The sequence below is a fragment of the Streptomyces sp. NPDC031466 genome, from assembly GCF_055581265.1.
On sequence record NZ_JBVIJT010000008.1, the window covers coordinates 466583 to 493146 of the forward strand.

The 26564-nt window shown below is 71.9% G+C and carries 21 protein-coding genes; 8 read left to right on the plus strand and 13 right to left on the minus strand.

Annotation, left to right across the window (positions count from 1 at the left end; translation table 11 throughout):
* Positions 1-2: 2 nt before the first annotated feature.
* The 4 genes from solA to ACZ5GP_RS22445 form a co-directional block, all read right to left on the minus strand.
* The gene (gene solA, locus ACZ5GP_RS22430; protein WP_468752501.1) at positions 3-1178 is read right to left on the minus strand and encodes an N-methyl-L-tryptophan oxidase; all 1176 of its coding nucleotides are present in this window, start codon (positions 1176-1178) and stop codon (positions 3-5) included.
* Positions 1179-1195: 17 nt separating this feature from the next.
* Positions 1196-3640: a GcvT family protein gene (locus ACZ5GP_RS22435; protein WP_468752502.1), complete on the minus strand. Its 2445-nt coding sequence runs from the start codon at positions 3638-3640 to the stop codon at positions 1196-1198.
* On the minus strand, positions 3637-4722 hold the full coding sequence (locus ACZ5GP_RS22440; protein WP_468752503.1) for an S-(hydroxymethyl)mycothiol dehydrogenase: 1086 nt from the start codon (positions 4720-4722) through the stop codon (positions 3637-3639). The genes ACZ5GP_RS22435 and ACZ5GP_RS22440 overlap by 4 nt, the downstream gene beginning before the upstream one ends.
* Positions 4723-4890: 168 nt before the next feature.
* Entirely contained in the window at positions 4891-5676 is a 786-nt protein-coding gene (locus ACZ5GP_RS22445) for an IclR family transcriptional regulator (RefSeq protein ID WP_468752504.1), read from the minus strand.
* Positions 5677-5864: 188 nt separating this feature from the next.
* Here ACZ5GP_RS22445 and ACZ5GP_RS22450 point away from each other — a divergent pair, with 188 nt between their 5' ends.
* Positions 5865-6188 carry a bifunctional 3-phenylpropionate/cinnamic acid dioxygenase ferredoxin subunit gene (locus tag ACZ5GP_RS22450; RefSeq protein ID WP_468752505.1) on the plus strand — a complete coding sequence of 108 codons (324 nt, stop codon included), beginning with the start codon at positions 5865-5867 and terminating at the stop codon, positions 6186-6188.
* A 255-nt stretch (positions 6189-6443) separates the two neighbouring features.
* Here the strand turns inward: ACZ5GP_RS22450 and ACZ5GP_RS22455 are convergent, their stop codons facing one another.
* A complete protein-coding gene (locus ACZ5GP_RS22455) occupies positions 6444-7022 on the minus strand; it encodes a hypothetical protein (protein WP_468752506.1) in 579 nt (192 codons plus the stop codon).
* 450 nt (positions 7023-7472) lie between these two features.
* Here ACZ5GP_RS22455 and ACZ5GP_RS22460 point away from each other — a divergent pair, with 450 nt between their 5' ends.
* The 4 genes from ACZ5GP_RS22460 (at position 7473) to ACZ5GP_RS22475 (ending at position 12003) form a co-directional block, all read left to right on the plus strand.
* Positions 7473-10322 carry a nitrate- and nitrite sensing domain-containing protein gene (locus ACZ5GP_RS22460; RefSeq protein WP_468752507.1) on the plus strand — a complete coding sequence of 950 codons (2850 nt, stop codon included), beginning with the start codon at positions 7473-7475 and terminating at the stop codon, positions 10320-10322.
* Complete coding sequence (locus tag ACZ5GP_RS22465; RefSeq protein WP_468752508.1) at positions 10319-10759, plus strand: roadblock/LC7 domain-containing protein; 441 nt, start codon at positions 10319-10321, stop codon at positions 10757-10759. Before ACZ5GP_RS22460 ends, ACZ5GP_RS22465 begins: the two co-directional genes overlap by 4 nt.
* A gap of 84 nt (positions 10760-10843) precedes the next feature.
* Positions 10844-11287 carry a DUF742 domain-containing protein gene (locus tag ACZ5GP_RS22470; protein ID WP_468752550.1) on the plus strand — a complete coding sequence of 148 codons (444 nt, stop codon included), beginning with the start codon at positions 10844-10846 and terminating at the stop codon, positions 11285-11287.
* A 110-nt stretch (positions 11288-11397) separates the two neighbouring features.
* Positions 11398-12003 (plus strand): GTP-binding protein, encoded by a 606-nt coding sequence (locus ACZ5GP_RS22475; RefSeq protein WP_468752509.1) that lies wholly within the window; start codon positions 11398-11400, stop codon positions 12001-12003.
* Positions 12004-12104: 101 nt separating this feature from the next.
* Here the strand turns inward: ACZ5GP_RS22475 and glpK are convergent, their stop codons facing one another.
* From glpK to ACZ5GP_RS22500, 5 genes are all read right to left on the minus strand, one after another.
* The gene (glpK, locus tag ACZ5GP_RS22480; RefSeq protein WP_468752510.1) at positions 12105-13625 is read right to left on the minus strand and encodes a glycerol kinase GlpK; all 1521 of its coding nucleotides are present in this window, start codon (positions 13623-13625) and stop codon (positions 12105-12107) included.
* A gap of 22 nt (positions 13626-13647) precedes the next feature.
* Positions 13648-14403, minus strand: a complete 756-nt coding sequence (locus ACZ5GP_RS22485; protein WP_468752511.1) for an MIP/aquaporin family protein — start codon at positions 14401-14403, stop codon at positions 13648-13650.
* Positions 14404-14765: 362 nt separating this feature from the next.
* Positions 14766-15956, minus strand: coding sequence for a lipid-transfer protein (locus tag ACZ5GP_RS22490; protein ID WP_468752512.1), 1191 nt, complete (start codon positions 15954-15956; stop codon positions 14766-14768).
* Entirely contained in the window at positions 15953-16399 is a 447-nt protein-coding gene (locus tag ACZ5GP_RS22495; protein ID WP_468752513.1) for a Zn-ribbon domain-containing OB-fold protein, read from the minus strand. Before ACZ5GP_RS22495 ends, ACZ5GP_RS22490 begins: the two co-directional genes overlap by 4 nt.
* A gap of 222 nt (positions 16400-16621) precedes the next feature.
* Complete coding sequence (locus tag ACZ5GP_RS22500; RefSeq protein WP_468752514.1) at positions 16622-17428, minus strand: M15 family metallopeptidase; 807 nt, start codon at positions 17426-17428, stop codon at positions 16622-16624.
* Positions 17429-17500: 72 nt separating this feature from the next.
* On the opposite strand from ACZ5GP_RS22500, the gene ACZ5GP_RS22505 reads away from it, so the two are divergent.
* Positions 17501-18034 (plus strand): NUDIX domain-containing protein, encoded by a 534-nt coding sequence (locus tag ACZ5GP_RS22505; RefSeq protein ID WP_468752515.1) that lies wholly within the window; start codon positions 17501-17503, stop codon positions 18032-18034.
* A 262-nt stretch (positions 18035-18296) separates the two neighbouring features.
* Here the strand turns inward: ACZ5GP_RS22505 and ACZ5GP_RS22510 are convergent, their stop codons facing one another.
* Positions 18297-20672: a glycoside hydrolase family 31 protein gene (locus ACZ5GP_RS22510; RefSeq protein WP_468752516.1), complete on the minus strand. Its 2376-nt coding sequence runs from the start codon at positions 20670-20672 to the stop codon at positions 18297-18299.
* Positions 20673-20886: 214 nt separating this feature from the next.
* On the opposite strand from ACZ5GP_RS22510, the gene ACZ5GP_RS22515 reads away from it, so the two are divergent.
* On the plus strand, positions 20887-22872 hold the full coding sequence (locus ACZ5GP_RS22515) for an acetoacetate--CoA ligase (RefSeq protein ID WP_468752517.1): 1986 nt from the start codon (positions 20887-20889) through the stop codon (positions 22870-22872).
* Positions 22873-22955: 83 nt separating this feature from the next.
* Positions 22956-23849, plus strand: coding sequence for a hypothetical protein (locus tag ACZ5GP_RS22520; RefSeq protein ID WP_468752518.1), 894 nt, complete (start codon positions 22956-22958; stop codon positions 23847-23849).
* Positions 23850-23921: 72 nt separating this feature from the next.
* On the opposite strand, the gene ptsP is transcribed toward ACZ5GP_RS22520, so the two are convergent.
* Together ptsP and ACZ5GP_RS22530 are read right to left on the minus strand one after the other, a co-directional pair.
* On the minus strand, positions 23922-25592 hold the full coding sequence (gene ptsP, locus ACZ5GP_RS22525; RefSeq protein WP_468752519.1) for a phosphoenolpyruvate--protein phosphotransferase: 1671 nt from the start codon (positions 25590-25592) through the stop codon (positions 23922-23924).
* A gap of 77 nt (positions 25593-25669) precedes the next feature.
* Positions 25670-26119, minus strand: a complete 450-nt coding sequence (locus ACZ5GP_RS22530) for a PTS sugar transporter subunit IIA (RefSeq protein WP_468752520.1) — start codon at positions 26117-26119, stop codon at positions 25670-25672.
* Positions 26120-26564: the final 445 nt, after the last annotated feature.

The window sequence follows — 26564 nt, forward strand, 5'->3', positions numbered from 1 at the left end:
CCTCAAGAAGGCGCTCGAACTCCTCGGGCGGGCGCGGCGGCGAACCGGGCGGGGTCGAACAGCTCGATGGGCTGCCCGGTGGTGCCGTCCAGCGCCAGGTCGGCGACGATCTCGCCGACCACGGGCACGAACTTGAAGCCGTGCCCGGAGAACCCGGCGGCGACGGTGACCGACCCGGGGTGCGCCGGATGGCGCGCGATGACGAAGTGCTCGTCGGGAGTGTTGGAGTACATGCAGGTGGCGGCCGTCAGGAAGCGGCCGGGGAGCGCGGGGACCAGCCGGCTCACCTGCTCGGCCATCGCCGCGATCTCGTGGTCGTGGACCGTCCGCTCGATGGTCCGCGGCGTACAGGGCGTGCCCTTGCGGAAGAAGGCCACCTTGGCCCCCAGCTCGGGCCCGTCGATCGCGGGGAAGCCGTACACCTGTACGCCCCGCGCGTCCTCCCAGATGTAGATCGGATGCCGGTCCGGCAGGAAGGGCCGTACGCCGCCGGCCGGTTGGAACCAGTACATGACCTGCCGCTCGACGCGGAACGGCACGCCCAGGTCGGTGAGCAGCTCCGGCGCCCACGCGCCGGGGCAGACCACCAGATGGCCCGCCGTGTACGTGCCTTCGGCGGTGTGGACGCGCACGCCGCCCCGGCAGGGCTCCCAGCGCGTCAGGGGCTCCTCGAAGCGCAGGTCGGCGCCGTCGCGCGTGGCGAGCTCCAGGTGGGCGGCCACCGTGCTCTCGGGGCGGACCAGGCCCGCCCGTGCCTCGTACAGCGCCACCTCGTCGTCGTCCGGGGTGAGGGTCGGGAACCGGCGGCGGATCTCTTTCGCGTCGAGCATCTCGTGGGGCAGGTCCCACCGTTCGGCGGAGAGCAGCGAGCCGGCGACCGGGCGGCTGTCGGGCCGGCCGAGCATCACGCCGCCGCACAGCGTGGCGATCTCGCGGCCCGTGTCCCGTTCGAGGCGGTCGTACAGTTCGTACGCGCGCAGCAGCAGCGGGACGTACGCGGGGTCCTCGAAGTAGGACTGCCGGGTGACGCGGGAGCCGCCGTGGCTGGACCCGCGCCGGTGCGCGGGGCCGAACCGCTCCAGGCCGAGGACGCGGGCGCCGCGCGCGGACAGGTGGTGGGCGGCGGCGCTGCCCATGCCGCCGAGGCCGATCACGATCACATCGTAGGTGGGGGACACCGGGCGCCTCCTGGCGGTTAACGGCGGATGCGGGTCATCTCCGGGTCGAACAGGGGCTCCTCGGCGACCGTCGCGGGAACTTTCTCGCCGAAGTACTCGATGTCGACGCCGGTACCGGCCCTCAGGGGCGGCAGCCAGGCGTACGCGACGCAGCGGCCCAGGGTGTAGCCGTACGCGGCGCTCGTGACGTACCCGGCGGGGGCGCCGTCGACGTACACGGGCTCTTTGCCGAGGACGACGGCGGCCGGGTCGTCGAGGAGCAGGGGCGTGAGCCTTCGCGCAGGCTCACCCAGCGCTTGCAGGGCGGCGCGGCCCACGAAGTCCCCCTTGTCCATGCGGACCGCGAAGCCGAGGCCCGCCTCGTAGGGGTTGTGTTCGGCGGTCATGTCGTGGCCCCACGCGCGGTACCCCTTCTCCAGGCGCAGACTGTTGAAGGCGGACCGCCCGGCCGCGACCACCCCGTGCGCCCGCCCCGCCTCCCACAGCGTGTCCCACAGGCGCAGCCCCAGGTCGGCGGTGGTGTACAGCTCCCAGCCCAGCTCACCGACGTAGCTCAGGCGCATCGCGGTCACCGGGACGTGCCCGACCCAGGTCTCCTTGGCCCTGAAGTAGCCGAACCCCAGGTGCGAGAAGTCGTCGCGGGTGAGCGGCTGGACCAGCGCGCGGGCCGCGGGACCCCAGACACCGATGCAGCAGGTCCCCGAGGTGATGTCCCTGAGGTGGACGTCGGCCGGGGCGTGGCGAAGGAGCCGGTCCAGGTCGGCGGGGGAGTTGGCGCCCACCTGGAAACGGTCGGGTGCGAGGCGTGCCACCGTCAGGTCGGAGCGGATGCCGCCCGCCTCGTCGAGAAGGAGGGTGTAGGTGACGGCGCCGGGCCTCCTGGCAAGGTTGTTGCTGGTCATGCGCTGGAGAAAGGCGAGCGCACCGGGACCGGTGACCTCCAGACGGCGCAGGGGTGTCATGTCGTACAGGGCCACCCCCTCGCGGGTGGCACGGGCCTCGGCCGCCACGGTCGGGGACCAGTGGCGTGCCGCCCAGGCGTCGCGCGCGGGCAGCGTGATCCCTTCGGCCAGGGGGGCGTTCGCCTCGTACCAGTGCGGGCGCTCCCAGCCGCCGCCCTCCAGGAAGACGGCGCCCAGCTCCCGCTGGCGGGCGTGGAAGGGGCTGACCCGTAGGGGACGCGGCTCGTCCGGCGGTTGGAGCGGGTGGATGACGTCATAGACCTCCACGAACTGCCGGGCGGCCCGCTCGGCGACGTACGCGGGGGAGCGCTGGGCGTCCTCGAAGCGGGTCAGCTCGCATTCGTGCAGGTCGAGGGAGGGGCGTCCGTCGACCATCCACTCGGCGACCGCTCTGGCGGCGCCCGCGGAGTGCGTCACCCACACCGCCTCGGCCAGCCAGAAGCCGCGCGGCGCACGGGACTCGCCGAGCACCGGCATGCCGTCCGGGGTGAAGGAGAAGACGCCGTTGAAGCCCTCCTCGATCTCGGTCCGCCCCAGCGCGGGAAGCAGCCACCGGCAGTCCTGCCAACTGGGCGCGAAGTCCTCCTCGGTGAAGGGGTACGACGACGGCATGCTCTCGGCGTCGTCGTACGCGGGGACGCCGAACGGGTCGACGGGCAGCGGCCGATGGGCGTAGGAGCCGATGCCGATGCGGTCGATGTGCTCCCGGAAGTACAGATCGCGGTCCTGGAAGCGCAGGATCGGCCGCGACGCCTCGGTGCGCGGGTCGTTGGCCCCGGCCAGCTCGGGCAGGGGCCGGGTGGTCGCGTACTGGTGGGCGAGCGGCAGCAGCGGCACGTCGACGCCCGCCATCCGCCCGATGACCGGGCCCCAGAAGCCGGCCGCCGAGACGACGTGGTCGGCCGGGAAGGTGCCGCGGTCGGTGACGACGGCGGAGACCCGGCCGCCGTCCTGCTCGATGCCGGTCACGGTGTGGCGGTCCAGAAAACGTGCTCCACGCGCGCGTGCCCGCGCCATCTGCGCACGGCAGGCGGGAACGGCGCGGGCCAAGCCGTCGTCCGGCGTGTACAGACCGCCGTACAGCCGGCTCTCGTCCACCAGCGGCCACAGCTCCTTGCAGCGCGCGGGCCCGACGAGTTCGGCGCGGACGCCCCAGGAGGCGGCGAGACCGGCCCTGCGGTGCAGCTCGGCCCAGCGCTCGGGCGTGGTGGCCAGTTCGAGGCCGCCCACGGGGTGGAAACACGGAAGGCCGTCCACTTCGAGGGAGGTGAACTTCTCCACCGTGTACGTCGCGAACGCGGTCAGCGTTCTGGACGGTCCGGTCCGGAAGACCAGCCCGGGGGCGTGGGAGGTGGAGCCGCCGGGCGCGGGCAGCGGCCCCTGGTCGAGCACGGTGACATCGGTCCAGCCGCGGGCGGTCAGCTCGTCGGCGAGCGAGCAGCCGACGATTCCGGCGCCGATGACGACCACACGAGGCCCCCGGCCCGCGGAGCGGCTCACAGGACCACCACCGAGCGCAGTACCTCACCGCGCCGCATCCGGTCGAAGGCCGCCTCCACCTCGTCCAGGGAGATCGTCTCGGAGACGAACCCGCCCAGGTCGAGACGGCGGCTGAGGTATTGGTCCACGAGGATCGGGAAGTCCCGCGCGGGCAGGCAGTCGCCGTACCAGGACGACTTGAGGGCGCCGCCGCGCGAGAAGAGATCGATCAGCGGCAGATCGACCCTCATCTCCGCGTCGGGCACCCCCACCTGGACCAGCACACCGGCGTGATCGCGCATGTAGAAGGCCTGCTTGTACGTCGACGCGGTGCCGACCGCGTCGATGGCGACGTCCACCCCGTGACCGCCGGTCAGCTCGTGGACGGCCGCGACGGGGTCGGTGCCGCGGGAGTTGACGGTGTGCGTCGCGCCGAAGCGGGTCGCCGCGTCCAGCTTCGCGTCGTCGATGTCGACGGCGATGACGCGCCGGGCCCCGGCCAGGGACGCCCCGGCGATCGCGGCGTCGCCGACACCACCGCAGCCGATGACCGCGACGGTGTCGCCGCGGCCCACCCCACCGGTGTGCACGGCCGCCCCGTACCCCGCCATCACGCCGCAGCCGATCAGGCACGCCGCCTCGGGGCGCGCCGCCGGATCGACCCGCACCGCCTGACCGGCGGCGACCAGCGTCTTCTCGGCGAAGGCGCCGATGCCGAGGGCGGGGCTCAGCGGCGTGCCGTCCCGGAGGGTCATCGGCCGGGCGGCGTTGCGGGAGTCGAAGCAGTACCAGGGGCGCCCGCGCCGACAGGAACGGCACGCTCCGCAGGGGGCGCGCCAGGCGATCACCACATAGTCGCCGGCGGCGAGGCCGACGACGTCCGCGCCCACCGCCTCGACGGTGCCGGCCGCCTCATGGCCGAGCAGGAACGGGAAGTCGTCGGTGATCGCGCCCTCCCGGTAGTGCAGATCCGTGTGGCAGACCCCGCAGGCCTGCACGGAGACGAGCACCTCTCCGGGACCGGGATCTGGCACGACGATCGTCCGCACCTCGACGGGTGCGCCCTTCTTGACGGCGACGACGGCACGGACCTCGTGGGGCACGGCCAGGCTCCTCTGCTGTTGCGCACGGCTCGGTGGCGTGGATGCGTACGAAGGCAGATCCTGTTGCGTACTGCACGACCGGTTGCGCTATGAGAGACATACTGGGAACGCCACCGAGAGGCCGTCAAGGGGGCGGCGCCCCATCTGTCCGAAGCCGTGCCCCAGGTGTCAGAAGCCGTACCCCATCCGCCGGGACAGCTCCACGGACGCCGCGACCGTCCGCTTGGCCAGTTCGGTCAGGCGGTCCTCGGTCAGCCGGTACACCGGCCCCGACGTGCTGAGCGCCCCGATGACCTTGCCGTCGTGTGCCCGCACCGGCGCCGCGACGGCGGCGAGGCCCACCTCCAACTCCTCGACGGCGACGGCGAAGCCCTGCCCGACCACGGCCTCCAGCTCGCCGCGCAGCGCCACCGCGCCGGTCACCGTGTGCTCGGTCATGCGGGGCAGTGTGCGGGCGATCAGGCCCTCGCGCAGCGTCGTCGGCAGGTGTGCGAGCAGCACCTTGCCGCTGGACGTGGCGTGCAGCGGGGTGCGGCGGCCGAGCCAGTTCTGCGCGGTCACCGAGGCGGGCCCGCGGGCCTGCATGATGTTGACGGCGGCGTCGTCGTCCAGGACCGCGATGTTGACGGTCTCGCCCAGCTCGTCCGCGAGTTCGCGGCAGACCGGGCCGCCCTCCTGGGAGATGTCCATGCGCACGGCCGCCGCCCCCGCGAGGCGCAGTACGCCCGCGCCCAGGAAGTACTTCCCGCGGTCCTTGGCCTGGCCGACCAGGCCGCGGTTCTCCAGCACCCCGAGGAGCCGGAAGGCCGTCGACTTGTGGACGCCCAACTCATCGGCGATATCCGTCACTCCGGCCTCACCGTGCCGCGCGAGGATCTCCAGGACGCTCACGGCGCGGTCCACGGACTGCACCGAGCCGGCGGCCGCCTTCGGCTGCTTCCCTGTGCCGCTCATTGTCGACTCTCACCACCTCGCGGCCCTTTGAGGCCGCGTCTTCGGGAAGCCCTTGACGCGACGGGCATCCCGACCGGACTCTGTTGCGTACAGCGCTCCTTCGTGCGCCATGTGAAACGTCATGCTATCGAAGGGCCTTGGCCCCCGAAGGGGCGAGGACCGGGCCGAACGACACCAGAGGGGGGCCCATGATTTCCGTCTGCCGCCTCGAAGACCTCCCCGCGGGCGAGTCCGTCCGCCTCGACACCACACCGCCCGTCGCGGTGTTCAACGCCGACGGCGAGCTGTTCGCCATCGACGACACGTGCAGCCACCAGGACGCTTCCCTGTCGGAGGGGTGGCTGGAGGGCTGCCTGGTGGAATGCCCCCTGCATGCCGCGGTATTCGACCTCCGCACCGGGCGCCCCACCTGCCCGCCCGCGCGCCGTCCCGTCCGTACCCACCAGGTATACGTCGAGGACGGCATGATCCGCGTGCGGCTGGCCACCGCCGAGGAAGGATCAGCCGCGTGAGAACCGCCGCGGGCCGCGCACGAATTCCAGAGGGCACGTACAAGCGCCCGCAGGACCCGTACAAGCGCCCGCGGGCCCCGTATGAGCGTCCGCCGACCGCGCGGTCGTCCTGGAGGGCGGCCGGACGCTGGGGAGCGACGGCGTGGTCCTCGCCACCGGCACGTCAGCGCGGCGCCTCACGGGTCCCGGTCCCGCCCTGACCGGCGTCCACACCTTGCGGACCCCGAGCCCACCCCGTAACCGCCGCCCCACTCCTCACGGGTGCGACAGCTGCCCCGCCCCTTGGCGCCTGCGCACGCGCACCCGTATGGGCACCTTGCCGCGCTCCGCGGCCCGTTCCTGGCGGCGGGCCCGGCGCCGCTCGCGCCGCAGCTGCCGTGCCGTACTGCTGGGCACGGACACCACCCCGTGTCGTTGGTTCCACACCTGGCGGGTCACCCACACGTCCAGGACGCCCCAGGTGGCCACGACCGTGCTGGCCACACTGCTCAGGACCATGGGGAAGGAGAGCCAGGACCCCGCGAGGGCGGCGAGGAAGGCCACCATCGCCTGCACGAGGGTGACCGCCACGATGATCACGGCCCGTACGGCAGCCGTCCGCACCGGGTCCGGCAACCGCCGTCTGCGAGCGGGCTCTTCCACCCACAACGGTGGGCGCGGCGCCGACCGCTCCCGCGCCGGTGTGGCAACGGTCTGCCGTACCTGCCCGGTGGAACTGCGCCCGCTCGGCGCGGAACTCGGTCTCCCGGCCCCCTGCCGGGAGGCGCCCCGCGCCGCGGCCCATGCCGCCTCGTCGCTCCCAGACGCCCTGTGGCGCTCCGCCGTGCCCGTCATCTCGTCACTCCCCCCGCCGCTTCGCGGTCCTTCACGAACAACCCTCCGGGGACGCTCTTCGACCCAACTCACCTGTGGCTGCCCGGTTTACTGCCCTTTATGCCGCCCGCCCCTCGGCCCACCCGCGGTCCGACCACTCTTCACCGTCTCTCCCTGACCGACGAACGAGAGATCGGAAAGATTCCCGCTCCGGTTCCGCGAAGCGAAGAGTTCCGGCCAACTGGCGTACCACGTACGGCCGATGAGGCCCGGCGCGATGCCCCACATGCTGGGACGCAATCTCCCGTAATGGGGGGACAACTAGGGACGCTCCTTTCTCGTCACGGCCGAAAAGCGTTCGGATGTGTCTTCGAGTTGCTCGGAGGTCAGTAGTAGGCTCGCGCCGTTTGTTGACGCACATGTGTGCCCCTGGCCCGTGCAACGGCCGCAGGGGCCGATCTGGGGGAGGCCATGCGCTTTCGCGGGAAGTCCATCCGCCGGAAGATCGTGGCACTGCTGCTCGTGCCGCTGGTTTCCCTGACCGCGATCTGGGGTTTCGCCACCGTCATCACCGGCCGCGAGGCGAGCGCCCTGCTCGACTCGGCCAACATCGTCGACAAGATCGGCTACCCCATCGAGGACACGGTCCGCGTGCTCCAGCAGGAGCGCCGCCAGACCCTCGTCCACCTCGCCGACCCACGCGCCTCCGACGCCCTCGCGGCCCTGCGCCGCAGCCGTGACGTGACCGACGACATGATCGCCGAGGTCCGCGCGAACGCCGAGGACGAGGACGTCCGCGACAGCATCGACGGCAACTCCCAGCAGCGGCTCGCCTCGCTCCTCGACGCCTTCGACGGCATCGAGTCGCTGCGCCGCACCGTCGAAGAGGGCACGGTCACCCGCGCGGGCGCCCTGAAGATGTACGCCAAGCTGATCGACCCCTGCTTCAGCCTGCTCACCACCCTCAACGGCCTCGACGACGCCGGCCTCGATCAGCAGGGCCGCGCGCTGATCGGTGTCGCACGCGCGCGTGAACTGCTCGCACGAGAGGACGCGCTGCTCGCGTCGGCACTCGTCTCCGGCCGCGTCACCCGGGACGAGATCCGCCAGGTCGCCGAGCTGAGGGCACAGCGCACCCTCCTGTACGAGGTGAACCTCCCGCCGCTGCCCGAGGACGAACGCGCCCGCTACGAGCGCTACTGGAACGGCGCCGAGACCACCCAGCTGCGCAAGGCCGAGAAAGACGTCATCGAGTCCGCGCCGGGCACCCCGCACGCGGTGACGTCCGCACACTGGGACGAGACGGCGGGCCGCACCCTCAAGGACCTCGCCAAGCGCGACGTCGAGGCGAGCGACCGCTTCCAGGAACGCGTCGAGCCTGCCGCCGTCTGGGTGGTCGTGCGCGTCGTCCTCGCCGGCGTCCTCGGCCTGCTCGCGCTGCTGGTCTCGCTCTTCATGTCCGTACGCATCGGACGCGGTCTCATCCGCGACCTGCGCCGGCTGCGGCTGGAGGCCCACGAGGCGTCCGGCGTCCGCCTGCCCGGCGTACTGCGCCGCCTGGCGGCCGGCGAACAGGTCGACGTGGAGACCGAGGCGCCCCGGCTCACGTACGACAAGGACGAGATCGGACAGGTCGGGCAGGCCCTCAACACCCTGCAGCGCGCCGCCGTCGAGGCCACCGTCAAACAGGCGGACCTGCGGCGCGGTGTCTCGGAGGTCTTCGTCAACCTCGCCCGCCGCAGCCAGGTCCTGCTGCACAAGCAGCTCACGCTCCTGGACGCCATGGAGCGCAGGACCGAGGACACCGACGAACTGGCCGACCTCTTCCGGCTCGACCACCTGACCACCCGCATGCGGCGCCACGCCGAAGGCCTGGTGATCCTCTCCGGAGCCGCCCCGTCACGGCAGTGGCGCAAGCCCGTCCAACTCATGGACGTCGTGCGCGCCGCCGTCGCCGAGGTCGAGGACTACGAGCGCATCGAAGTGCGCCGCCTGCCCCGCATCGCGGTCACCGGCCCGGCCGTGGCCGACCTCACGCACCTGCTGGCCGAACTCCTGGAGAACGCCACGGTGTTCTCGCCCCCGCACACCGCCGTGCAGGTCCTCGGCGAGCACGTGGCCAACGGCTTCACCCTGGAGATCCACGACCGGGGACTCGGCATGGCCGCCGACGCCCTCCTCGACGCGAACCTCCGCCTCGCCGAGACCCCCGAGTTCGAACTGTCGGACACCGACCGGCTCGGCCTCTTCGTCGTCAGCCGGCTCGCGCAGCGCCAGCGGGTCCGCGTCTCCCTCCAGCCCTCTCCGTACGGCGGCACGACCGCCGTCGTCTTCATCCCCGAGGGCCTCCTCACCGACGACGTGCCCGACACCGCCGGCGCCGGTTTCCGCCTCGACCGGTCCCGGACCAGGGAGACCGTGCCCAGTACGGACGAGGCGGCCGACCGCGCGGCGGCGCTGGCCCAGGTGCCCGTGCGGCTCCCCGGTCTGCCCGCCTCCGTGCTGGACGGGCCGGTGGAACTGGAGGCGCCCGTCGGCATGGGAGACCTCGACCCCTTCCCCGGGGCACTCGGCGACGACGACAGCGAGCGCGGCGACCTCTTCCGCCCCCGCCGCCGGGTGGCGGACGCACCCGGCGAACAGCACCAGCAGGCCCGTGACGACCACGAGACGGGCCGGCCCGAACCGACCCGCCGCGACCTGACCCCGGCCCGGCCCGAGTCCTCGGCCCGCCCCGGCGACGACCTCGCCGACGGCCGCTTCGCCGAGGACGGCCTCTTTGCGGGGCCCCGGCCGCTGCCGCGCCGCAGGACCCCGAAGCTGGTCAGCTCGCACGGGCGCCCCGTGACGCACACCCGGCCGCAGGACAACGGCCGGCCCCTGGCCCCCGCGGCCGAGGACGACGCCCCGCGGCCCCCGGTGCCCCGGCAGCGGCCCACCTGGCCCGACCTGTCACCGCCGCACCAGGACGTCACCGCCGCCGGCCCGGCGCCCGAACTGCCCCGGCGCTCCCGTCGAACCGGCCCGCAGGGCGGTGCCGCCCCGGGCCGCGGCACCCGGGAGGACGCCCCCACGACCGACCCGGGCGGACTGCCCCGCCGCGTCCGGCAGGCCAGCCTCGCCCCGCAGTTGAAGGACGGCCCCGACCGCCGCTCCGACCGCGCCGGGACCCGGCCGGAGGAGCGCGACGCGGAAGAGGTACGCAGCCGCATGGCCTCCCTCCAGAGGGGCTGGCAGCGCGGCCGCGACGAGAACGCCGCCGGGGACGACGCCGCGGACGGCACAGCACCAGGAACGACATCTGAGGGGAACGGTCGATGACCGCACCGAAGGCCGACGTACACACCACCACGAGCGGGGGGCCGGGTGAGCTGAACTGGCTCCTGGACGACCTGGTGCAGCGCGTCGCCGGCATCCGCAAGGCGCTCGTCCTCTCCGGCGACGGCCTGCCCACCGGCGTGTCCAAGAACCTGACGAGGGAGGACAGCGAGCACCTCGCCGCCGTCGCCTCCGGGTTCCACAGCCTCGCCAAGGGCGTGGGCCGTCACTTCGAGGCGGGCAGGGTCCGCCAGACCGTGGTCGAGCTCGACGACGCGTTCCTCTTCGTCACGGCCGCGGGCGACGGCAGCTGCCTCGCCGTCCTCGCGGAAGCCGACTCCGACGTCGGCCTGGTGGCCTACGAAATGACGCTGCTGGTCAAGAGGGTGGGTGTGCATCTGGGTACGGCACCGCGCACGGACCTGCCCGCGGGAGGGTAGTGGGAGGGCATGAGCCACGACGGTCGAGGGACGCAGAGAACGAAGGCACTGCGCGGGATACCCGGACGAGCGGGGGTGCCGGGGCTGCCCCGGCCCCGGGGCACGGCACCACGGCAGGCGGCGCCCCGGGAGACGCCGGGGCCACCGGAGACGCCCCGCTGGTTCGACGACGACGCCGGCCCCGTCGTACGCCCGTACGCCATGACGCGCGGTCGCACCACGAGCCCCGCCCAGCACCGCCTCGACCTGATCGCGGTCGTCATGGCCGGGGAGCGGGCCGCGGCCGATCCGGAGGCGGACCAGAGGCTGTCCCCGGAGCACGTGGACATCGTGGAGCTGTGCCGGGACGCGCCGCAGTCCGTCGCCGAACTGGCGGCCGAACTGGACCTGCCCGTCGGTGTGATCCGCGTGCTCATCGGTGACCTGGTGGACGACGAACTGGTGCACGTGACCCGGCCCGTCCCCCCGGCCGAGCTGCCGGACGAGAGCATCCTGCGCGATGTGATCAGCGGCCTGCGGGCCCTTTGAACGGCGTGTGGGGGTGGCCGGGCCCGGCCACCCCTTCGTGAGCGAGACCCCTGGCGGCGGCGGATACGGACCGGCCCCGCGTGACACCACTGATCCAGGAGAAGTGAACGATGATCTTCCGGCGTACTGAGCGCGGCAAGGCCGCCGTCGAGCCGGTGACCCTGAAGATCCTGGTGGCGGGAGGCTTCGGCGTCGGCAAGACGACCCTGGTCGGCGCGGTCAGCGAGATCAAGCCGCTGCGCACCGAGGAGACCCTGAGCGAGGCCGGCCGGCCCGTCGACGACACCCGGGGTGTCGCGGGCAAGCGCACCACCACCGTGGCCATGGACTTCGGCCGCATCACCCTGCGCGAGGACCTCGTCCTGTACCTCTTCGGCACGCCGGGGCAGGACCGCTTCTGGTTCCTGTGGGACGAGCTGGCGACGGGGGCGCTCGGCGCGGTGGTCCTCGCCGACACCCGCCGCCTGGAGGACTGCTTCGCCGCCGTCGACTACTTCGAGCGGCGCTCCATACCGTTCGTCGTCGGCGTCAACTGCTTCGAGGGCGCCTCCCGTTACCCCGCGGACGTCGTCAGGCAGGCGCTCGATCTCGACGACAGAGTGCCTGTCGTGCTCTGTGACGCGCGTGATCGGGAGTCCGTCAAGGACGTCCTCATCGACGTCGTCGAACACGCGATGGCGGCGGCCGCGGCGGCCAGGGAGCCGGCGACGACGTGACAGGCCCCTCTGCCAGGCAGTCAGGTCTTTCCATTACGTGACGGCCCGGGGGCACGGCCCGTACCCCCGCCGACCGGGGTACGGGCCGTGGCTCGCTCGGCTCAGCCTTCGCCGTCCTCCAGCCAGCCGAAACTCCGCTCCACCGCCTTGCGCCAGTGGTGGTACTCCTTGTCCCGCGTGGCCGCGTCCATCCGCGGCGACCACTCGACATCCCGCTGCCAGTGCGCCTTCAGCTCGTCGAGGTCGTGCCACACGCCGGTCGCGAGCCCTGCCGCGTAGGCGGCGCCCAGGCACGTCGTCTCGGACACCTTCGGCCTGATCACCGGTACCCCGAGGACATCTGCCTGATGTTGCATCAGCAGATTGTTCTTCGTCATGCCGCCGTCCACCTTGAGGGTCGTGATCCGTACCCCGGAGTCCTGGTACATGGCGTCGACCACTTCACGGGTCTGCCAGCTCGTGGCCTCCAGGACCGCGCGCGCGAGGTGCGCCTTGGTGACGTACCGGGTGAGCCCCGTGACGACACCGCGCGCGTCCGAGCGCCAGTACGGCGCGTACAGCCCGGAGAAGGCGGGCACGATGTACGCCCCGCCGTTGTCGTCCACGCTCTGGGCGAGGGTCTCGATCTCGTCGGCGTGGCGGATGATGCCGAGTTGGTCGCGGAACCACTGCACCAGGGCGCCGGTGATCGCGATCGACCCCTCCAGGCAGTACACGGGCGCCTCGGAGCCGATCTTGTAGCCCATGGTCGTGAGCAGCCCGTTCTTCGAGGGAACGGGCCGGTCACCGGTGTTCAGGAGCAGGAAACTGCCCGTGCCGTACGTGTTCTTGGCCGTCCCCGTGTCATAGCAGGCCTGCCCGAACACCGCCGCCTGCTGGTCGCCGAGCGCGGAGGCGACGGGCACCCCGGAGAGCTGCCCCACGGCCGTGCCGTACACCTCGGACGACGACCTGATCTCCGGCAGCATCGCCTCCGGGATGTTCATCGCCGACAGGATCGACTGCTCCCACTGGAGCGTCTGGAGGTTCATCAGCATGGTGCGGCCCGCGTTGGTGACGTCGGTGACGTGCTTGCCGCCGTCCGTGCCGCCCGTGAGGTTCCAGATCAGCCAGGAGTCGATGGTGCCGAACGCGATCTCACCCCGCTCGGCGCGCGCCCGTAGCCCCGGCACGTTGTCCAGCAGCCAGGCCGCCTTGGGCCCGGAGAAGTAGCTGGCGAGCGGCAGCCCCGTCTGTTCGCGGAAGCGGTCCTGGCCGTCCGTGCCGCCCAGGTCGTCGCAGAGCCCCGAGGTACGGGTGTCCTGCCAGACGATCGCGTTGTGCACGGGCTTGCCCGTGGCGCGGTCCCACAGGACCGTCGTCTCGCGCTGGTTGGTGATGCCGAGGGCGCTCACCTGGTCGGCGCGGAGCCCGGCCTTGGCGATCGCCCCCGCGACCACCGCCTGCACCTTGGACCAGATCTCGGTGGCGTCGTGCTCCACCCAGCCGGGCTTGGGGAAGATCTGGCGGTGCTCGCGCTGGTCCACGGCGACGATCGCGCCGCCCTGGTCGAAGATGATGCAGCGGCTGGAGGTGGTGCCCTGGTCGATGGCGGCGACGAACTTCCCGGAGCTGTCCGGCATGGCTACTCCTTGGTGGGAGGACTCAGAAGGCTGCGTTGTAGATGAGGCCCGCGAGGGCGCCGCCGATCAGCGGTCCGGCCACCGGAACCCAGGCGTAGCTCCAGTCGGACGTGCCCTTGTCGGGGATCGGCAGGAACGCGTGCACGATGCGCGGACCGAGGTCGCGCGCCGGGTTGATGGCGTAGCCCGTGGGGCCGCCGAGGGAGAGACCGATGCCGACGACGAGGAAGGAAACGATCAGCGTCTGCGTGCCGGACTCGCCGAGGCCCTTGGTGAGCCCGAAGGCGAGGATCGGCAGCACCAGCGCGACGGTCGCGATGACCTCGGTGATGACGTTGGCGACCGGGTTCCTGATCTCCGGGATGGTCGAGAAGATGCCGAGTGTCGGTGTCGGCTCGTGCGCGCCGGTCACCGTGTCCTTCACGCCTCGCGCGCCATTGGCGTTGAACTGGGCCAGGTACACGAGGTAGGCGAGCACGGCGCCGAGCATCGCGCCGACCAGCTGGCCGAGCACGTAGACCCAGACCTTGCCCCACTCACCGGTGTCGATGGCGATGCCGAGCGTGACGGCCGGATTGAGGTGCCCGCCGGAGAGCGGCCCCGCGGTGTAGGCGCCCGCGAGCACTCCGAAACCCCATCCGAAGGCGATGACGACCCACCCGGAGGCCTTCGCCTTCGAGTGGCTGAGCGTGACGGCGGCGCACACGCCGGCGCCGAGCAGGATCAGGATCGCGGTGCCGATGACCTCACCGACGAAGATGTCCCCGTTCGAGTACATGGCGGCTCCTAGGCCCTCGCCCGGGGCAGTGCGCCCCGGTACTCCGTGCAGGGTGCGTTTACCACGGCCGGCGCCTGGATACGACCGGCTGACGCAGCCGGGGGCAGAGAGTCTCCCGCGCCCTGCCCGGCGTCCGTGCAAGCATGCCGTGGCAGTCGCATCGCCCATGGGGGATGCCCCGCTGACCAGGTCCTGCGTGCGGACCTTTCGCACGCGCAGAGGCTCTGTGCGCGCGTGGAGCCGAGGTGCGGCGACGCCGACTGACACCGGAAGTGTTCACCGGCGGTGATGGAGCGTCAAGGTCGCGGACGGCAACGGTTAACCGGTGTGACACCTTCCTCCCGGGGCGTCCCGGAAGCGCATCAGCGCACCGCGACGACCGCTGACCCGTGGCCGAAAAGCCCCTGGTTCGCGGTGAGCCCCACGCGCGCGCCCATGACCTGCCGAGGTCCGGCGGCGCCCCGCAACTGCCAGGTGATCTCGCAGACTTGCGCGAGCGCCTGGGCCGGCACGGCCTCACCGAAGGACGCGAGCCCCCCACTGGTGTTCACGGGCACGCGCCCGCCGATGGCCGTCACCCCGTCCCGCAGCAGCTTCGCCCCCTGGCCCTCGCCGCAGAGCCCGAGGTCCTCGTACCATTGCAGTTCGAGAGCGGTGGACAGGTCGTACACCTCCGCCACGGATATGTCTTCGGGACCTATGCCCGCCTCTTCGTAGGCCGCTCGCGCGATGGACGCCCGGAACGTCTCGCCGGCGGGCGCCACGACCGCCGCGGAGTCCGTGGCGATGTCCGGCAGGTCCAGTACCGCGCTCGGGTACGTCGGCGTCACCGTGGACACCGCGCGGATGCGCACCGGGTCCGGCGCGCCGTGCCGCCGGGCGAACTCCATGCTGGACAGCACCAGGGCAGCGCCTCCGTCCGAGGTGGCGCAGATGTCGAGCAGCCGCAACGGATCGGCGACGACCGCCGAGGCGGCGACCTCCTCGGCCGCGACTGCCTTGCGGTAGCGGGCGTTCCCATTGAGGGCGCCCATCGCCGCGTTCTTCACCTTGACCTGGGCGAAGTCCTCCGGTGTGTCGCCGTGCACCGCCATCCGGCGGCGGGCGTAGAGCCCGAAGTACGCCGGGTTGGTCGCACCGAGGACACGGAACCGCAGCCAGTCGGGGTCATCGGGCCGATCGCCGCCGGCGGGCCGGAAGAACCCCTTGGGAGCCGCGTCGGCCCCGACCACCAGGACCACGTCGGCCATGCCGGCGAGGATCTGGGTCCGCGCGACGGCAATGGCCTGGGCGCCGGACGCGCACGCCGCGTACACGCTCGCCACCCGCGCCCCCTGCCAGCCGAGCGCCTTGGCGAACGTCGCCCCGGCGACATGACCCGGATAGCCGCCACGGACCGTATCGGCGCCCACGATCGAACCGACGTCCCGCCAGTCGACCCCGGCGTCCGAGAGGGCGGCGCGCGCCGCCACCACCCCGTACTCGACGAAGCCGCGCCCCCACTTCCCCCAGGGGTGCATGCCCGCGCCGAGCACCGCCACCTCGCCGCTCATGCGCTCACCCCCACGGGCCGCCAGTGCCAGGTCGTCCAGGTCGTCGCCTCGTCCTCGTGGAGCACGCCGGGGACGACCTCCACCTCCATGCCCACCTCCAGGTCGGTGACCGAGACGCCGGGAGCCGCCTGCCCGAGCACCACCATGCGCTCCGCCTCCAGCTCCACAGCGATCAACGTGTACGGGCGCCAGGGAAGTTCCGGGTCGGACGGGTAGGGCGCGGGCGGGCGGTAGCGCCCGTCGGTGTACGACCAGACGCGCCCGCGCCGGGACAGCGGCACCTCGACGAGATCACCGCCCGGGCAGCCGGGATTGCGGCAGTAGCCGTCCTCACGCGGGAAGAAAACGCAGGCGCAGGCCGAGCAACGTGTCCCCAGCAGACGGAAACTCTCCCCCTCCCCGGCGAACCAGTCGGCCACTACAGGTGTGCGCGTACGCGACAAGGCTCCTCCATGGCACTTGAACTGACGGGTCGTCAGGAGTGTGCCACGGGCATCCGCGTTTCGTGAGGGGAGCGGAAGCCGGAGACCACGAAATCCGAGGACCGCGCAGGTCGGCGCCGGGGGAACCGGAAAGCCCGCTTTCGCGTCCGAGTATCGGAGAGGGCGACCGGGACCGACGGGGGTGGCCCCGGTCGCCCTCTCCTGCGCCGTGCGCGCCGCCCGTCAGTGCCCCGTCAGCGATCGCCGCGAGACGGGGAAGTCGAAGTACGTGTCGGGAAACAGCTCGGGCTTGTGGGTGAAGTGCCACCACTCCTCGGGAAGATTGACGAACCCCGCCTCGGACAGCGCGCCCCTCAGCAAGTCGCGGTGGGCCCGCTGCTTGCCCGTCACGCGTGGATCGTCCGTGTGCGACAGCGTGTCGAAGCAGTCGAACCCCGTCCCCATGTCGACGGAGTTGTCCGGGAAGCGCTCGCTGCGGGGCGCATGACACGGCGCCAACGACTCGCCGGGCACATATGGACGCGTCGGCAGGGCCGGCAGCCTCACGACGGTCAGATCCACCGTCGAACCGCGGCTGTGCCCGGACTTCTCCGCGATGTAACCGTCCGCGAACAGCCGTGACTTGTCGACATGGGGATAGAACTCCGCCTTCATGCGCTCGTCGTCCAGATCCTTGGCCCACCGCACGAACTGGTCCACGGCCCGCTGCGGCCGGTAGCAGTCGTACACCTTCAGGGAGTAACCCTTGCGCAGCAACGAGCGCTGCGCCTTGTGCAGCGCCTTCGCCGCGGGCGCGGTGAGGATGCACATCGGCTTCTTGTAGCCGTCTATGGGCTCGCCCACGAAGTTGTGGGGCGTGATGTAGCGCATCTCCTGGATGATCGTCGGGTCGACGTCGCGCAACGCCACGAACTCCTTCGGAGCCTTCGGCTCCGGTCTGGCGTACGCGGGGGAGGGGGCCGCCGCCACGGCCAGCAGAGCGGCGGCGCCGGCGGCGAGGGCACGCAGAACAGGGGCAAATGCTGTCATGCCCCTGCGTCTACCAGGATCACCCCCGACCAGGGAAGACCGACGCCTGGGAGATCGGATACAGTCCGCGGCGTGTCCGCATCCCCACACCTCACCAACTCCGCCCCGGGCTCCCACTGTTCGAGCTGCGGAGCACCCTACGAAGACCAGCCCTCCGGCTGGCCCCGCACCTGCGCCGCCTGCACAACCGTGGCCTACCGCAATCCGCTTCCCGTGGCGGTGGCCCTCCAGCCCGTGTACGACACCCAGGGCACCGGCCTGGTCGTCGTGACCCGCACCATCGCCCCCGCGCTCGGCGGCATCGCCCTGCCCGGCGGTTTCGTCGACGACCGGGAGGACTGGCGGCACGCCGTCGTGCGCGAGCTGAAGGAGGAGACCGGCATCAGCGCCCAGAGCCGCGACATCCGCCTGATCGACGCGGCCAGCGACCCCGAGGGCTACCTCCTGATCTTCGGCCTGCTCCCCGAACGCCCGGCCGCCGACCTGCCGGCCTCCGTACCGACGGACGAGACCGAGGGCTGGCACATACTGCGCCGCCCCGCCGAACTGGCCTTCCCGCTCCACACCCTGGCGGCACGCGCGTGGTTCGAGGGCCGTTACATCTGACCCCTGGCCCGCACTTCCCACTGTTCCCGGGGTGAGCCCCCCGGGAAAGCCGCCCCCCGGAGTGAGCCGCCGCAGGGTAACCAGCCGCGACCAGGATCGAGCAGTGGCCGAGAACGAGCCCCAGCCAAGACCAGGCCGTGCGCGGGAACTGGCCGTGGCCGGAACCGAGCCGTGTCCCGGGCCGAGCCACAGCCGGAACTCAGCGGCAGCTGGCAGTCAGCCGCAGCCGGAACCGCACCGTGCGGCGCGTACGCCGCCCGCCCTACCCCTCGGCGAGCCCGAGCCCCCGCACCCGCACCGGCCGCCCCGGCGCCGCCCTCCCGTCCTCGCCGCCGTCCCTCTCGACGAGCACACGCCCCGCGCTCCACCGTGTCGTGAACCTCTCGACCTCCGGCTCCTCCCACCCGTCACCGGCATCGGCGATCACCAGACCGCTCCCCGTACGCCCCTCGGCCGGCGCCCACGCCTCCAGTTCAAGGCCGCCGTCACGCCCCTGCACCGGCAGCACCGTGCCCGCCCGCGCGAACACCGGAACGCGCGACAGCGGCGCGTCCACCCGCACCTGGCCGGGACCCGCGTACGCCTTTCCGGTCGCCGTGTCGTACCACCGCCCCGGCGGCAACCGCACCGCCCGCTCCCGCACGCCGCTCTCCAGCACCGGCGCCACCAGCAAGGAATCCCCGAGCAAGAACGCGTCCCCGCACTCGCGCAGCGCCCTGTCCTCGGGACAGCCCCACCACAAAGGCCGCACATAAGGCGCCCCCGTACGCCGGGCCAGCTGGGCGAGCGTCACGAAATACGGCAGCAGACGCCTGCGCTCCAGGAGCGCCACGCGCGCGTGCCCCAGCACTTCCGCACCGAACTCCCAGGGCTCGCGCCGACCGCCTCCCACACCCGCCCGCGTACGGAACAGGGGCAGGTACGCCCCCAGTTGCAACCAGCGCAGGTACAGCTCCGGAGAGGGGCTGTCGTCGATCCCGCCCACATCAGGACCGGAGTACGGCACACCGCACAGGCCGAGCCCCAACACCAGCGACAGTGCGGCCCGCAGCCCCGGCCAGTCCGTCGACACGGCGCCGGACCACGCCCCTCCGTAGCGCTGCATCCCCACCCACCCGGAACGCGAGAACAAGAAGGGCCGCTCCTCGGGAAGCACCTCCCGCAGCCCTTCGTACGCGGCACGAGCCATCGCCAGCCCGTATACGTTGTGGGCCTCCCGGTGATCCCCGCCCCGCCCCTCCAGCGAATGCCGCGCCGAACGCGGCAGCGTCGCCTCCCCGAACGCGGCGAACGACACCGGCTCGTCCATGTCGTGCCAGAAACCCGAGAACCCCTGGTCGAGCCGCTCCTCGTAGAGACGGCCCCACCACTCCCGCACGCGTGGCCCGGTGAAGTCCGGATACAGCACATCGCCGGGCCACGCGACACCGCGCACCCGGCGCCCCGCCGCGTCCCGCACGAACACGTCGGCCGCCACCCCGCTGTCGTACGCCCCGACACCCGGCCCGGCCTTCACCGCCGGACCCACGACCGACACCAGCCGCGTCCCTTCCCTGCGCAACTCGTCCGCGAACTGCGGCAGTTTCGGGAAGCGCCCCTTGTCGACGGTGAACACCTGATGCGCCTCACCGTGCGCGATGCCCAGATGCAAGGCGTCCAGCGGCAACCCGTGCTCCTGATGGGCGGCGGCGATCCGCCGCACCTCCTCCTCGCCCCCGGGCCCCCGCCACGCGCGATGGTGCCCGAGAGCCCACGACGGCGGCAGCGCGGGCGGACCCGTCAGCGACGCCCAGATGTGCAGCACGCGCGCGGGAGTACCGACCATCGCCCAGCAACGCAGCGGTCCGCCCGTCATCCGCACCTCACACGAGCCGCCCCGGTCATGTCCCGACCCGGCCCCCTCCTGCCCCTCCCGGACCAGGACCTCGCCCTCCCACGTGTTGTCGTGGAAGACCAGATGCGTACCGGCGTCGGCCACCACCACCTGCACCGGCATCGTGACGGACAACGGATCGTCCCCCGCCCCGAAGCCGCCCCCCGGATCGGTGTTCCACAACCGGTATGCCCCGTCCCGCAGCCGAGGCCCGCCGGCCCGCCCCCCGAGTCCAAAGAACCGCGCGTCGGCCGGCACCTCCGACCGCTGCACCCAGCGGGCCACACCCCCCTCGGGCGACTCCCACCAGCGCGGCGGCAGATCACGCCGCAGCATCACCCCGCCCGGGGTGCGCAGCTCGACGGCCCCCTGACGCGACACGACCACCGTCGCCCGCTCCGACACCACCCGCCAGCCGCCCGCCTTGTCCGGCTCCAGGACCGCCCGTGGATCCGCCTCCGGACTGACGCCCCGCAACCCGTACGACGGCTCCGGCCCCGCGCCGTCCCACCCCCAGAAGACGGCACCACCGGACGTCACCCGCACCCGCAGCTCGGACCGCGCGAACCGCACCACCCCACCGCCGGGCCCCGGCTCCACCCTCACCACGGGGCCGGGCACCCGCGCACGCTCCCCACCCCGGGAGGCCGACCCCGTCGCATCCGCCCGCCATCTGCGCCACGACGAACGCACCGTGCGCAACCCCCGCGCCGTGCCGACCATGCCGACCGCCTTCACCGAACGCACCAGGTCACGACCGCTCATGCCGCTCACCCTGCCACCGAAAACGCCAGACATGTGGTTCGTTCAGCTGCCGTTCACCTACGGGCGGGCGCACAACGGGCGGACCGACCGCGCGGGGCACACCCTGGTGCGGAAGTCGATCACATGGCATCGTCCCTTGCAGCCGTGTCCACGCGCACACCCAGCACGTGCGCACTCCACACGCATACGACGCGTACAGTCCGGGAGCCGCCCCATGACGTCCTCAGCGAACCCTGCGCCGCTCTGGCAGCCGAGCCCGGAGAGGATCGCCGCAGCGCAGGTCACCCGGTTCCAGGCCTGGGCCGCCGAGCACCACGGCGCGCCGGCCGACGGGGGCTACGAAGCGCTGCACCACTGGTCGGTGACCGACCTCGAGGCCTTCTGGAAGGCCGTCACCGACTGGTTCGACGTCCGCTTCTCGACGCCCTACGCGCGCGTGCTGGGTGACCGCTCGATGCCGGGCGCCCAATGGTTCCCCGGATCCACCCTCAACTACGCCGAGCACGCCCTGCGCGCGGCCGAGGACCCCGCGCGCGCGGACACCCCGGCCCTCCTGTACGTCGACGAGAGCCACGACCCGCGGCCCGTCACCTGGGCCGAACTGCGCCGACAAGTCGGCTCCCTGGCCGCGGAACTGCGCTCACTCGGCGTACGCCCCGGCGACCGCGTCAGCGGCTACCTGCCGAACATCCCCCAGGCCGTCGTCGCGCTCCTGGCCACCGCCGCCGTCGGAGCCGTCTGGACCTCCTGCGCCCCCGACTTCGGCGCTCGCAGCGTCCTGGACCGCTTCCAGCAGGTCGAGCCGGTCGTCCTGTTCACCGTCGACGGCTACCGCTACGGGGGCAAGGAACACGACCGCCGCGACACCGTCGCCGAACTCCGCTCCGAACTGCCCGGCCTCCGCGCGGTCGTCCACATCCCGCTGCTCGGCACCGACGCCCCCGAAGGCGCCCTGGAGTGGTCCGCGCTCACCGCGGCCGACGTGGCACCCGTCTTCGAAGCGGTGCCCTTCGACCACCCCTTGTGGGTGCTGTACTCCTCCGGCACCACCGGCCTGCCCAAGGCCATCGTCCAGTCCCAGGGAGGCATCCTCGTCGAGCACCTCAAACAGCTCGGCCTGCACTGCGACCTGGGCCCCGACGACCGCTTCTTCTGGTACACCTCGACCGGCTGGATGATGTGGAACTTCCTCGTCTCCGGCCTCCTGACGGGCACCACCATCGTCCTGTACGACGGCAGCCCGGGCTACCCCGACACCGGCGCCCAGTGGCGCGTCGCCGAGCGCACCGGAGCCACCCTCTACGGCACCTCGGCCGCCTACGTCATGGCCTGCCGCAAGGCGGACGTCCACCCGGCCCGCGACTTCGACCTCTCCCGCGTCAAGTGCGTCGCGACCACCGGCTCCCCCCTGCCGCCCGACGGCTTCCGCTGGCTCCACGACGAGTTCGCGCAGACCCCCGGCGGCCTGTGGACGGCATCGGTCAGCGGCGGCACGGACGTCTGCTCCTGCTTCGCCGGCGCCGTCCCCACGCTCCCCGTCCACATCGGCGAACTCCAGGCCCCCTGCCTCGGCACGGACCTCCAGTCGTGGGACCCCCAGGGCAAGCCGCTCACCGACGAGGTCGGCGAACTGGTCGTCACCAACCCCATGCCCTCCATGCCCATCCACTTCTGGAACGACCCGGAGGGCACCCGCTACCACGACAGCTACTTCGACACCTATCCCGGCGTATGGCGCCACGGCGACTGGATCACCCTCACCTCACGCGGCTCCGTGATCATCCACGGCCGTTCCGACTCCACGCTCAACCGCCAGGGCGTCCGCATGGGCTCCGCCGACATCTACGAAGCCGTCGAGCGCCTGCCCGAGATCCGCGAATCCCTCGTCATCGGCGTCGAAGAGCCCGACGGCGGCTACTGGATGCCGCTCTTCGTCCACCTCGCGCCCGGCGCGCGGCTCGACGACACCCTGCGCGACCGCATCAAGCGGACCATCCGCGAGCAGCTCTCCCCGCGCCACGTCCCCGACGAGGTCGTCGAGGTCCCCGGCATCCCGCACACCCTCACCGGCAAGCGCATCGAGGTCCCGGTCAAGCGACTCCTGCAAGGCACACCGCTGAACAAGGCGGTCAACCCCGGCTCGGTCGACGACCTTGACCTCCTCCGCTTCTACGAGGACCTCGCCCGCAAGCGCCGCTGACCCGTCTTCCCCCAGCTCAGCGGCGTTGTCAGTGCTCATGGTTACTCTGAGTGAGCATTGATCGACCGAGTGCAGGGGGAATCATGGCGCACACCCGAAACGACACGATGCGACGTGCTCTGCGCCGCGAAGTCGCCGGAACCATCGGCCTGCTGGCCGATGAGGAGGACTTCGCGGCGATGCGTCGCTACCGCACCTTCACCTTCGACGACCACGACATCTACCTCCAGCAGGTCGAAGCCCTGCTCAAGACGCTCGCGTCGCAGGGCAGGCACACCACCCTCACCCTCTTCGACCCCGAGGAGTACGAGGAGTACTGCGCGGAGGCCGGTCTGGACCCCGACACCCCCGTCAGCCGCACCCGCTTCACCGCGGAACTGGCAGCGGGCGGCCCCACCGTGCCCTACGACGGCCAGCCCCTCGCCGACCTCCTCCCCGACCTGGTCGACCAGGCGGTCCGACAGGCGACCTGGGAGTACGCGACGATGGTGCTCGCCCGCTCCGGTCCCTGCGCCACCTGCGGCGAGGACGTCGGCCGCGCCGCGTTCGCCCGAGCATCGGAACTGATCACCCGGGCCCTCCACACCGCGGGCCCCGGCATCCGGCACCTGGTGTGCAGCGTGCCCTCCGAAGCCGAGACCCTCCTGGCCGCGCTGCACGTGGAAGTCGACGCGGACGGCAGCGCCCAGCTCGATGACACCGAAGCACTGGAGTTCGCCACGGTCCTCGCGGTCGGCATCGCCGCCCACCGCCCGGCGGGCATGGTGCTGCGCTGCATCGCCGAAGGCACCCGCGACCGCGTCCAGGGCTGGCGCATGAGCGGCGGGCGACTCCATCCCCTCACCGCCGCCGAGGTCTTCGACGCGTACTGCACCGACGCCATCTCGGGAGACATCGTGGCCCCCGAATCCGGCGTCGACTACTGCGCGGCACCCGACCTGGAGGACGACGGACCGGAAAGGGGGCACACGCACTGAACGCAGTAGGGGGCGTCCCACCGGCTCGGTGGGACGCCCCCTACGGGAGCAAGCGGCCGTGCGCCTACGCGCCTACTCGCCCGAGAGGACCGCCTGCGCGGCCTTGCGGGCCTCCTCGGCGGTGTCCGCGGCACGGGCCGCTGAGGCGGCGCGCTCGCACTGGGCCAGCGTGTACTTGGCGAGCGTCGCCCGCACGTAGGGAATGGACGCCGCACCCATCGACAGGGAGGTGACACCCAGACCGGTCAGCACACACGCGAGCAGCGGGTCGGACGCGGCCTCGCCGCACACGCCGCAGCTCTTGCCCTCGGCCCTCGCCGCCTCCGCGGACATCGAGACCAGGTCGAGCAGCGCGGGCTGCCACGGGTCCTGCAGCCGGGACACGGCCCCGACCTGCCGGTCGGCCGCGAAGGCGTACTGCGCGAGGTCGTTGGTGCCGAGCGAGAGGAACTCGACCTCCTGCAGGATCGAGCGCGCCCGCAGAGCCGCCGACGGGATCTCCACCATCGCGCCGAACTTCGCCCGCAGCCCGGCCTCACGGCACGCGTCCGCGAACGCCTTGGCGTCGGTGCGGTCCGCGACCATGGGAGCCATGACCTCGAGGTAGACCGGCAGTCCCTCGGCGGCCTTGGCCAGCGCGGTCAGCTGCGTGCGCAGCACCTCCGGGTGATCGAGCAGCGTCCGCAGACCCCGCACGCCCAGCGCCGGGTTCGGCTCGTCGCCCGGCGTCAGGAAGTCGAGCGGTTTGTCCGCACCGGCGTCCAGGACCCGCACGACGACACGGCCCTCGGGGAAGGCCTCGAGAACCTTGCGGTACGCCTCGATCTGCTTCTCCTCGGACGGCGCCTTGGTGCTGTCGTCCAGGAAGAGGAACTCGGTACGGAAGAGACCGACGCCCTCGGCACCCGCCTCGACGGCCGCCGGCACATCGGCGGGACCACCGACGTTGGCGAGCAGCGGCACCTTGTGCCCGTCGGACGTCGCCCCCGGCCCGGTGGACGCGGCGAGCGCGGCCTTGCGCTGGGCAGCGGCGGCCGCCAGTTGCTCCCGCTTCTCGGTGCTCGGGTCCACGAAGATCTCACCGGTGCTGCCGTCGACGGCCACGACCGTGCCCTCGGCGAGCTCACCGGCACCCGGCAGCGCCACGACGGCGGGCACACCGAGCGCCCGGGCGAGGATCGCGCTGTGGCTGGTCGGGCCGCCCTCTTCCGTGACGAAACCGAGCACTAGCGCCGGGTCGAGCAGAGCCGTGTCCGCGGGCGCCAGGTCCCGGGCGATCAGTACGTACGGCTCGTCGCTGTCCGGCACACCCGGCATCGGAACACCGAGCAGCCGCGCGACGATGCGATTCCGCACGTCGTCGAGGTCAGCCACCCGCCCGGCCATGTACTCACCGGCGCCCGCCAGCAGTTCACGGTAGTGGGAGAACGCATCGTAGACCGCGCGCTCGGCCGTGCTGCCGACGGTGATGCGTCGGTCGACGTCAGACATGAGCTCCGGGTCCTGAGCGATCATGGCCTGCGCCTCGAGCACCGCCTGGGCCTCGCCACCGGCCAGATTGCCGCGTGCATTCAGGTCGGCCGCCACAGCTTCCACGGCCTGGCGGGCGCGCCCCTGTTCGCGCTCGGCCTCCTCCGCGGGAATCTGCTTGGCCGGCGGCTCGAGAACCGCCGTGCCCATGTGCCGAACCTCGCCGATCGCCACACCGTGGCTCACACCGACGCCTCGCAGCGTTGTCTCCATCTCACCCGTCTCCGATAGTGCGGCGACCGAAGCCGCCGCGTTGATTGTGCTGAGCGCCGTCAGTGACGGCGATGACGTCACTTCCAGGCGAAGAGCGCGTCGCCGGTCTTCACGTCGCCGTCCTCGACCAGCGCGGAGAGGGACTCGGCCGTGGCTTCGAGGGCCACGACGGGGCACACGGGGGACTTGCCGGCGGCCTCGACGGCGGCGGGGTTCCAGCGCACCACGGCCTGGCCGCGCCGCACGGTGTCCCCCTTGTTGACGAGGAGCTCGAAGCCCTCACCGTTGAGCTGAACCGTGTCGATGCCGAGGTGAGTCAGGACGCCGTGACCCTGATCGTCGACCACCACGAAGGCGTGGGGGTGAAGAGAGACGATGATGCCGTCCACGGGGGAGACCGCCTCGGAAGCCTCGCGCACGGGATCAATGGCCGTACCAGGGCCGACCATGGCACCTGAGAAGACGGGATCCGGTACTGCGGACAGTCCAATGGCGCGTCCTGCAAGCGGGGACGAAACACTGGTCATGGCATGCCTCCCAGGGGGTGGAGATTCGTAGCCGCCGTCGCTACCTGTCCTGGACGACGCGCTGATCAGAAGCGTAAGTCATAAGAAGTCCCGGTTCCGCACGACAGATCCCGGTTGACGGACGTAGGGGAGCAGCACAAACGATTTGCGCCCACCCGTGCGGCGATGTAGAGTCGGACTCTGCCTGAGGTCGTGGGACGCGGTTCAGCGTCCCGGCTCGGCGACATCCTTCACGACAGATCCTATCCCTGAGTCTGGTTCCGCATGCCGCGGTGACCGTGGTCAGAGAGTCGAATGAGATCTGATAATGTCGGAGCCGCCGGAAAGGGAAACGCGAAAGCCGAAAGGCCGGAGCGGGAACCGGAAAGGCACCGAGGAAATCGGACACGAAAGAGTCTGATAGAGTCGGAAACGCAAGAACAAAAGAAACACCGAAGGGAAGCGC